The sequence below is a fragment of the Micromonospora sp. NPDC049089 genome, from assembly GCF_040648775.1.
Classification (GTDB): domain Bacteria; phylum Actinomycetota; class Actinomycetes; order Mycobacteriales; family Micromonosporaceae; genus Micromonospora.
The window spans coordinates 1-9600 of record NZ_JBEZEH010000246.1 but is presented as its reverse complement, the minus strand read 5'-3'; the positions used below and the strand labels follow the sequence as shown (position 1 = coordinate 9600).

7 protein-coding genes are annotated in these 9600 nt (G+C 71.6%); all 7 read left to right on the top strand.

Annotated elements, in window-relative coordinates; genetic code table 11:
• On the top strand, positions 1 to 1059 hold a 1059-nt coding region (locus tag AB0B48_RS29465), incomplete at its 5' end, for a glycosyltransferase family 4 protein (RefSeq protein WP_357207156.1).
• Between the two features lie 83 nt (positions 1060 to 1142).
• Positions 1143 to 2879 (top strand): protein kinase, encoded by a 1737-nt coding sequence (locus AB0B48_RS29460; RefSeq protein ID WP_357207154.1) that lies wholly within the window; start codon positions 1143 to 1145, stop codon positions 2877 to 2879.
• Between the two features lie 119 nt (positions 2880 to 2998).
• Positions 2999 to 4624 (top strand): serine/threonine-protein kinase, encoded by a 1626-nt coding sequence (locus AB0B48_RS29455; protein WP_357207152.1) that lies wholly within the window; start codon positions 2999 to 3001, stop codon positions 4622 to 4624.
• A 103-nt stretch (positions 4625 to 4727) separates the two neighbouring features.
• Positions 4728 to 5537 (top strand): metal-dependent hydrolase, encoded by an 810-nt coding sequence (locus AB0B48_RS29450; RefSeq protein ID WP_238672615.1) that lies wholly within the window; start codon positions 4728 to 4730, stop codon positions 5535 to 5537.
• Positions 5538 to 5578: 41 nt separating this feature from the next.
• Entirely contained in the window at positions 5579 to 6472 is an 894-nt protein-coding gene (locus AB0B48_RS29445) for an amidohydrolase family protein (protein ID WP_357207160.1), read from the top strand.
• A 566-nt stretch (positions 6473 to 7038) separates the two neighbouring features.
• Positions 7039 to 8070, top strand: a complete 1032-nt coding sequence (locus AB0B48_RS29440) for a LacI family DNA-binding transcriptional regulator (RefSeq protein ID WP_357207158.1) — start codon at positions 7039 to 7041, stop codon at positions 8068 to 8070.
• A 76-nt stretch (positions 8071 to 8146) separates the two neighbouring features.
• Positions 8147 to 9451, top strand: a complete 1305-nt coding sequence (locus AB0B48_RS29435) for an extracellular solute-binding protein (protein ID WP_357207150.1) — start codon at positions 8147 to 8149, stop codon at positions 9449 to 9451.
• Positions 9452 to 9600 lie beyond the last annotated feature (149 nt).

Genomic DNA, 9600 nt, shown 5'->3' with positions numbered 1-9600 from the left:
ACCATGGCCTTCAACCACACCCTCACCCGCACCGCCCTGCGCGCCACCCAGGCCGGCGCCTACGACGTCATCCACGCCCACGACTGGCTCGTCGCGCACACCGCCGTCACCCTCGCCGAGCACCTGGACCTCCCCCTCGTCACCACCATCCACGCCACCGAGGCGGGCCGGCACCAGGGCTGGCTGCCCGAGGAGATGAACCGCACCATCCACGGGGTCGAACACTGGCTCAGCAGCTCCTCCATCCGGGTGATCACCTGCTCGGGTTACATGCGCGACCAGGTGACCGCGCTGTTCGACGTACCTGCCGGCCAGGTCGACGTGGTGCCCAACGGGGTCGACGACCGGGCCTGGCGGGCCCGCCCCCGAGCGGTCGCGTCGGCCCGGGCACGGTTCGCCGGGGACGGCCCGCTGGTCGGGTACGCCGGCCGGCTGGTCTACGAGAAGGGCGTCCAGCACCTGGTGCACGCCATACCCCGGCTGCGCGAACGACACCCGGGGCTGCGCGTGGTGATCGCCGGCGACGGCCCGTACCGCACCGAGTTGGAGGCGGAGGCCCGGCGACTGGCGCTCAGCTCGACGGTCCGGTTCACCGGGTTCCTCGACTCCACCCAACTACCGGCGATGCTCGGCGCCACCGACGCGACGGTGGTCCCCAGCCTCTATGAGCCGTTCGGCATGGTGGCGCTGGAAGCGGCGGCCGCCGGAGCGCCCCTCGCCGTGGCCCGTACCGGCGGCCTCGCCGAGATCGTCGAACCCGGCGTGACCGGGGTGACGTTCCCGCACAGCGACCCGGACGCGCTCGCCGGCGCGGTCGGCCAACTGCTCGGCGACGAGGTCTTCGCCCGGCGGCTGGCCCGCCGGGCCCGCACGATGGTCGGCGAGCGGTACGGCTGGGCCACCATCGCGGCCCGCACCGCCGCCAGCTACGCCACCGCCCGCCGCGAACACGGCCCCGTGCAGGCCCGCCGCGCCGCCGCCCGACTGAGTGCCGGACGGACCCGCATCGCCATCCCGGAAGGGAACCTGCTCGCTGCCGCCGACCACGCCGCCTGCTGAGCCAAGTCGGTCGACCGATAGGTGACTTCCGATCCGCTGGTTAGGGTGTAGCCCGGACAGCGGCTGAGGAGGAGCGTGCACAGGTGCTGATCGCTGGTCGGTACCGGCTGCTCGACCTGGTGGGTCGCGGGGGCATGGGTCGGGTGTGGCGTGCCCGCGACGAGATGCTGCACCGCGAGGTGGCGGTCAAGGAGATCGTCCCACCGAGTTGGTTGGCCGATCATGAACGGGACGAGGTGCGCTCACGCACCATGCGGGAGGCGCGCGCCGCGGCCCGACTCAACCACCCCGCAGTGGTCCGGCTCTACGACGTCGTCGCGGTCGACGGCAGCCCGTGGATCATCATGGAGTACGTCCCGTCCCGCACCCTTCAGGACGTCGTCGACGCCGAGGGGCCGCTCGAGCCGGCCCGCGCAGCCCGGATCGGGCTGGCCGTGCTCGACGCGCTCCAGGCCGCGCACACCGTCGGAGTGCTGCACCGCGACATCAAACCGCAGAACGTGCTCGTGGCGCACGACGGGCGGGTGATGCTCACCGACTTCGGCCTGGCCACCTTCGACGGTGGCGACGGCGCGATGACCCGCCCCGGCATGGTCTTCGGCTCCCCGCAGTACGTGGCCCCCGAGCGGGCCGCCGAGGGGGTGTCCACGGTGGCCGCCGATCTGTGGTCGCTCGGGGCGACCCTGCACGCCGCCGTGGAGGGCAAGTCCCCGTACGCCCGCAGCACCGCGATGGCCACCCTGAGCGCGCTGGCCGCCGGCCCGCCCGACCCCGCCCCCCACGCCGGGGCGCTCGCGCCGGTGCTGGAGGGGTTGCTGCGCCGCGACCCGCGCGAGCGCCTCGACCACGACGCGGCCCGTCGGTTGCTCACGATGGCCGCGACTGGCCGCGCCGACCTGCCGCCGGCGACCGACCGGCCCTCTGGTGACGGGCCGGTGCCCGGGCTGATCGCCCACCCCGCCGCCGTCGACGGCGACCAGGACCCCACCATCCCGTTGCCCGATCCGTCCGACGAGCCGAACCCCGCCCCGACCGCAACCGGAGGGGCCTCCCCCGCGCCGGGCGCGGACCGGGCGGCCCGGGGACCGGCCACCCGCCGGCTGGCACTGATCGGTGTGGCGCTGCTGGTGGCCGTCGCGGCCGGTGTCGGTACCGCGCTGACCTTCGCCGACGACAAGCCCGGTGACACGGTCGCCTCGTCCTCCCCGCAGCCACCGAACCGTCCAGCCGACAACAGGCCGGACGGACCAGGCGGACCGGGCGGACCGGGCCCCGACCGGCCTGGGCCGCCGCCCAACGGACGGGACGTCCCCCCGCCGCCGTTCGCGTGTGTCCGCCCGCATGTCGCCGGCACGCCGGTGCTGGCCGGCGACCCGGCCTCCGGCGAACAGTTCCGGCCACCGCCGGGCTGGGTCTGGCACGCCGACACCACAGGCTTCCGGGTCTCCGTGCCGGCCAGCTGGTACTACTCCCGCGACGACGGTGTGGCCTGCTTCCAGGACCCGGCGACCGGCCGGGCCTTCAGCGTCGCACCCGGCAACAGCGCCGACCCTCTGGTCCGGCTCCGCGCGGCCCGGGACGCTGCCGCCGGGGCCGGGGCGTTGCCGGGGTACGACGAGATCCGGCTCGCCGCCAGCGACGGCGGGGCGGAGTGGGAACTCCGGTGGCAGGCCCCCTACGGCGACCTGTGGCTGCACGCCCGGCAACAAACTGTCGCTGCCGGCCGCTGGACGCTGGCCTGGATCACCCACGACGAGGACTGGGCCGGGGCCGCTGCCGACTGGAAAAAGGTGCGAGAGAGTTTCCGACCACCCCGCTGACCTGCACCGTATGGCCATGATCGAGACCACCGTCCGTCGTGGATCGAGGCCGCTCAGTGGATGAATTAGCCGCCATTGGTGGCTATCGTGGATCCCGGGGTGACCGAGGGGGAGCGACCGTGCATCAGTTGCTGATCGCGGGTCGGTACCGGCTGCTCGACCTGGTCGGCACCGGCGGAATGGGCCGGGTGTGGCTTGCTCGCGACGAGATGTTGCATCGCGACGTAGCAGTTAAGGAGGTCGTGCCGCCGTCCTGGCTGGCCGAGACCGAACGCGAGGAGTTGCGGCTACGGACCCTGCGAGAGGCACGCACCGCCGCTCGCCTCAACCATCCCAACGTGGTCCGCCTCTATGACGTGGTGCACGACCGGGAGAGCCCCTGGATCGTGATGGAGTACGTGCCGTCGCGATCGGTGCAGCAGATCATCAGCGCCGAGGGGCCGCTGAGTCCGCAGCGCACCGCCCGGATCGGGCTGGCGGTGCTCGCCGCGTTACGCGCCGCCCACGCCGCCGGGGTGCTGCACCGCGATGTGAAGCCGCACAACGTGCTGGTCGCCGACGACGGGCGGGTGGTGCTCACCGACTTCGGGCTGGCCACCTTCGACGGCGGCGAGGGTGTGATGACCGGGCCCGGCACCGTGCTCGGCTCGCCGCAGTTCGTCGCCCCCGAACGGGCCCGCGAAGGGGTGTCCGACGCGCGCACCGACCTGTGGTCGCTGGGCGCGACGCTCTACGCCACTGTCGAAGGGCAGTCACCGTACGCACGGTCGAGCGCGATGGCGACGCTCAGCGCGCTGGCCACCGAACCACCGGACCCGATGCGTCGGGCCGGCCCGTTGCGTCCCGTCCTCATCGGCCTGTTGCAGCGCGACCCCTGGCGGCGGTTGACCGCCGCCGAGGCGGAGGCGCTGCTGCGCACCGCCGAGGCGAGCCACGACGAGCCCGCCGCGTCGACCCGCTCCACGGCGGTCGCGGCGGTCCGTGACGCCGGACGGACCAGGACGACCCAACCGGTCGAACCGGTCGCCCCGTCGGGCGAGCCGGCCACACCGACCCCGAGCCCGCGGCGCCGACCCGGCCGACGACGGCGCCTGATCGCCCTGGGTGGTGCTGCTGCCGCTGTGCTCGTCGCGGGAGGCGTCACGCTCGCGCTGGTCATCCGGCACGACGACCAGACCCCCCCGTCCGGCTCGGGCGGTGGCGCGCCGACCTCCCGGCCGGCCGCGTTCGCCTGCACGTCTCCCCCGCCACCGTCGGCGACCCCGGTGGTGGCGGTGTCACCGCCACCCGGCGTGAAGTACGGGCTACGCGAGGGCTGGACCTGGTACGACGACCCGAGCGGGTTCCGGATCGCCGCGCCGGTGGGGTGGGCGCGCTGGACCGAGGGCTCGGTGACCTGCTTCCGGAGATCCGGCGGGACCCGGGTGCTCAGCGTCGAGGCGGGGCCGGCCCGCCCCGATCCGGTGGCCCACTGGGAGGCCGAGGAGGATCGGCTGACCGCCAACGCGGCCTTGCCGGACTATCGCAAGGTGGACATCTCCGCGATGGACATCTTCGAGGGCGGCGCGGTGTGGGAGTGCGGCTGGCAGAACGCCCTCGGCGTTCCGGTGCACAGCTTCCGCTTGCTCGCCAACACCTCGGCCGACCGCTCCTACACCGTCTCGTGGTTGACAGAAGAGTTCGACTGGCAGGTCAACGCGGCATACTTGCCGATGATCCGGCAGAGCTTCACCCCCACCCTGTAACGCGGTCCGATGTGGACCTTCCGGGTGATGCCCCTGCGACGCCGACGCTTACTACAGTGGCGTAGTTTTGGGCGCTCAAGATCCCTGGGGAGGGTGAGCCGAGATGATGGGACCGCAACACGCGCTGTCCGGCGCGGCGGTGTGGCTGGCTGGCTCCTGGGCACTGGAGCAGTTCGCCGACTACCACCAGTCGCCGCTCGCGTTGGCGGTGGGCACCGCGGTGTGCGCCGGCGGCGCGCTCTTTCCCGACCTCGACATGTCGGGCAAGGTGACCAAGAACCAGGGTGGGGCCACCGTGGCCCGTACCTTCGGAGTCTTCTCGCTCTTCGCCGCCGAGGTGATGGAGAAGATCTCCCTCGGGGTCTACTACGCCACGAAGCTCAGCAAGGACCCACGCCGCAACAACGGGCACCGGACGCTCACCCACACGCTGCCGTTCACCGTGCTGGTCGGCTGGGGCACCACCGCCCTCTGCGCCGCGTACGGCAAGTGGGCTGTCATCACCATCCTGTTCTTCATGTTCGGCCTGGCGTTGCGCGGGCTGTTCGACGAGTGGGCCGAACGGGCCGGCTGGGTGATCATCACTCTCGCGTCGGCCGGGGCCGCCTGGTTCACCTTCGCCAACCTGCCGGGCGGACGCGGCTATCCACTGATCGGCACCGCGCTCGGCGTGGGCTGCTTCGTGCACATCCTCGGCGACATGATCACCAGGGCCGGCGTGCCGATCCTCTGGCCGATCCCCATCAAGCGGCGCATGTGGATGATGATCGGCCTGCCGAACAGCATCGCCCTGCGCGTCGGCAGCAAGGCCGAAGTGGTCGGAATGCGCATCGCACTGACCGTCGTCTCCGCGCTCGCCACCGTCGGCCTGATCGCGCCCTCGGTGCTGAGCCGATTCGACATCGACATATGACGGATGCGGCGCCGGTGCCGGCTGGCACGGCCGGCGACCATCTGCCGGTCCCACCCGACGCGGACGACCGCGTACCGGAGTTCTGCCGTGCCCTTGGGCTGCCCGGCCTCGCCGACGTGCACGTGCACTTCCTGCCACCACGCCTGCTGCGTCGGGTGTGGGCCTACTTCGACGCCGCCGGGCCTCTGGTCGGCACCGAATGGCCCATCCTCTACCGCTGGAGCGACGCCGAACGGGTCGCGCACCTGCACCGGCTCGGGGTACGGGCGTTCAGCGCCCTGGCGTACGCACACCGACCGGGCATGGCGGCGAAACTCAACCGCTGGACGCTGGACTTCGCCCGCGACACCCCCGGATGCCTGGCCTCGGCTACGTTCTACCCTGAGCCGGACGCCCCCGGGTACGTCGAGGCAGCCCTCGCCGAAGGCGCCCAGGTGTTCAAGCTGCACCTACAGGTCGGCGGCTTCGCGCCGACCGATCCGGCGCTGGACCCGGTGTGGGGGATGCTGTCCGACGCGGGTGTGCCGGTGGTGGTGCACGCCGGGCACGCACCGGTGGGGACCTCCCACACCGGCCCGGAACCGTTCGCCGCCCTACTCGCCCGCCACCCTCGACTGACCGCCGTGGTGGCGCACATGGGAGCTCCGGACTACCAGGCCTTCCTGGACCTCGCCGAGACGTACGAGCGGGTCCGACTGGACACTACAATGGTGTTCACGCCCTACTTCGACCAGTTCGTTCCCTACCCCGCCGAGGAGTTGCCCCGGTTACGCGAGTTGGGGCTGGCCGGCAAGGTGCTGCTGGGTAGCGACTTTCCGAACATCCCGTACCCGTACGCCGACCAGGTGACCGGGCTCGCCCGACTGGACCTGGGCGACGACTGGCTACGCGCCGTCTGCTGGAACAGCGCCGCCACCCTGTTCAACCTGCCCTGACCCTCGCCCGCCGCGCCCCACAGGCCCGCGCCCACGCCTTCGCCCTCGCCTCACCGGGCCGCGCCCCGCGCGCTCACCCCACCGTGCCGCCCCGCACGCCCCACCCCGCACCCCGCACCCCGCACCCCGCACCCCGCACCCCGATCTTGCCGCCGCCCGGCCCGCTCACCCGCTTGACCCGCAGCCAAGATCCGCGCAACTACCCGGAAGTTGCCGCCTCCGGCGAATGGGAGGCAGCAACATCCCCGATGTTGCGCGGATCTCGACCGTGACCGTCCTCTGCGACTGACCGACCGGGCACGGCGCGGCGCGGACCGACCAGGAGTAGCGCGTGGCGCGGCGTGGACTGGGCGAGGGCCCGGCACCCTTCCAGCCTGGCCGCGCGCAGGGCGCGCTCGGGAGGGACGGGCGCGGGGCTCCGCGCGCCCCTGAATTCTTTTCGACATCGGCTATTGACGTCGCCGTAACAGGTGGCCTAGCGTCCTGTCGAACCGCTTCGTCGAAACGCTTCGACGAAGTTCGGGAGCGGTCCCACCCCAGGCCGGAGGAGGTGCGCGGTGGCCACCATGCACGACGTCGCCCGCCTCGCACAGGTCTCGGTCAGCACCGTCTCGTACGTGCTCACCGGCACCCGGCCGATCTCGCAGGCCACCCGTAACAAGGTGCTCGCCGCGATGGCGCAGCTCGACTACCAGCCCAACGCGATGGCCCGTGGGCTGGCCAGTCGCCGCAGCCGGATCCTCGGCCTGCTGATGCCGATGGACGAGCGTGGCCTCGGTGCCACCGAGACCGCGTTCGTCACCGGTGCCGCCGCCGCGGCCAGCGTCGCCGGCTACCACCTGGTGCTCTCGCCGGTCGGTGGGGGCAACCTCGACGACCTGCGTCGGCTGGCCAGTCAGCGGATGCTCGACGGGGTCGTGCTGATGGAGGTCCAGCTGGCTGACGAGCGGGTCACTGTGCTCCAGGAGGCGGGGGTGCCGCTGGTGCTGATCGGCCGCACGGGCGACACCAGCACGCTCTCCTACGTCGACATCGACTTCGACCAGACCGTTCGGGAGGCTGTCGCGCACCTGGTCGGCCTCGGGCATCGGCGCATCGTCTACGTCAACCACTCGGCCGCGACGTTGGCCAGCGGTTACGGGCCGGCGTTGCGTACCCGTGACGCCTTCACCGCGGCGATGACCGGGCACGGCCTGGAGCCGGTGATGATCGCGGCCGAGGACAGCGCCGCCGGCGGGCGGGCCGCCCTGGCCGCCGCGTTCGCGCAGGCCCCGGAGCTGACGGCGGTGTTGGCGATGAACGAGACGGCGATCTTCGGCATCCTCGGTGAGCTGACCGGCCGCGGGTTGTCAGTGCCCGACGACGTCTCCGTCGTCTCGATGGTCACCTCGCCGCAGGTCGCCGAGCTGGCCACCCCGGCGCTGACCGCGATGACGTCACCCGGTTCGGCGCTCGGCCGGATCGCGATCGAGGCGCTGACGCGCCAGCTGGATGGCCCCGCTGACCTTCGTCACCAGCAACTGCTGCCGTGCGCGTTGGAGGTCCGTGGGTCGACCGCCGTGCCCCGAAGCCACCAGCTGATGGGGGCCGATCAGTAAATGGCCCGCCGCCGCGCTGCAACGCGACGACGGGCCCCGTGAAGTACCGGCTAGATACTCAACGAGGAGGATGCTAATGCAGCGATTCCACCGGCTCGTCGCCGCGATCGCCCTGGCGGCGATGGCGACGACCACCGTCGCCGCGTGCGGCGGTGGTGACAGCGGGGACGACAGTGACGCCAAGACCCTCAAGCTCTGGCACTACGAGAGCGAGAACAGCGCCATGGGGGTCGGCTGGGACCGGGCGATCGAGATCTTCAAGTCCGAGCACCCGGGCGTGGAGGTGCGCTTCGAGCGCAAGGCGTTCGAGCAGATCCAGCAGAACGCCGGCATGATCATTAACTCGTCCGAGGGCCCGGACATCATGGAGTACAACAAGGGCAACGCGACCGCCGGGCTGCTCTCCTCCCAGGGCCTGCTGGCCGACCTGAGCAGCGAGGCCGACAAGCGCGGCTGGGCCGGCAAGCTCAGCCCCAGCCTGCAGACCACCGCCCGGTACAGCGACAAGGGCGTGATGGGCTCCGGCAAGTGGTTCGGTGTGCCGAACTACGGCGAGTACGTCACCGTCTACTACAACAAGGACCTGTTCCAGAGCAACGGCGTCAAGGTTCCGACCTCGATGGCGGAGATGACCGCCGCGATGGACACCTTCGTCGGCAAGGGCATCACTCCGCTGGGCATGGCGGGTGCCGAGTACCCGGCCGGGCAGCTCTTCTACCAGCTCGCCCTCTCCAAGGGCGACCGGCAGTTCGTCGACAACTACCAGCTCTACAAGAACCCGGTCGACTTCAAGGCCGACCCGCTCAAGTACGGCGCGGAAACCTTCGCCCAGTGGGTGCAGAAGGGCTACGTCGCGAAGAACTCGGCAAGCCTCAAGGCCGAGGACATGGGCACCGCCTTCATCGGCGGCAAGGTTCCGATGATCGTCTCGGGTAGCTGGTGGTACGGCCGGTTCAAGACCGAGATGAAGGCCAACTGGGACACCTTCCTCTTCCCCGGCAACACCCTGCAGGCCGGCTCCTCCGGCAACCTCTGGGTCGTCCCGGAGAACAGCAAGGCCAAGAGCCTGGCGTACGACTTCATCGACATCACCCTGCGTCCGGAGATCCAGGACCTGATCGGCAACAACGGTGGTGTTCCGGTCGCCGCTGACGCGTCGAAGATCAGCGACCCGAAGGACCGCAAGCTGATCGAGGACTTCAACACGGTCAGCAAGTCCGACGGGCTCGCCTTCTACCCGGACTGGCCGGTCCCCGGCTACTACGACGTGCTGGTCTCCGGCTTCCAGGGTCTGATCAACGGCTCGAAGTCGCCCGACCAGGTTCTCGACACGATCGCCAAGCCGTACGCCGATGGCGTCAAGGAGATCACCGGCAAGTGACACGGCGAGCGGCGGGGGGGGCCCGCCCCCCCCCCCCCCCGCCCCCCCCCCCCCCCCCCCCCCCCCCCCCCCGGAGGCGCGGGAGCGGGGGCCGCCCCGGCGGGAGGGGGGGGGGGGGGGGGTAAGGGATAAGGGGAAAGAGGTGATGT

Coding starts and splice junctions, on each gene's coding strand:
- AB0B48_RS29450 (WP_238672615.1), top strand. CDS start 4,728: ATGATGGGACCGCAACACGCGCTGTCCGGCGCGGCGGTGTGGCTGGCT.
- AB0B48_RS29440 (WP_357207158.1), top strand. CDS start 7,039: ATGCACGACGTCGCCCGCCTCGCACAGGTCTCGGTCAGCACCGTCTCG.
- AB0B48_RS29435 (WP_357207150.1), top strand. CDS start 8,147: ATGCAGCGATTCCACCGGCTCGTCGCCGCGATCGCCCTGGCGGCGATG.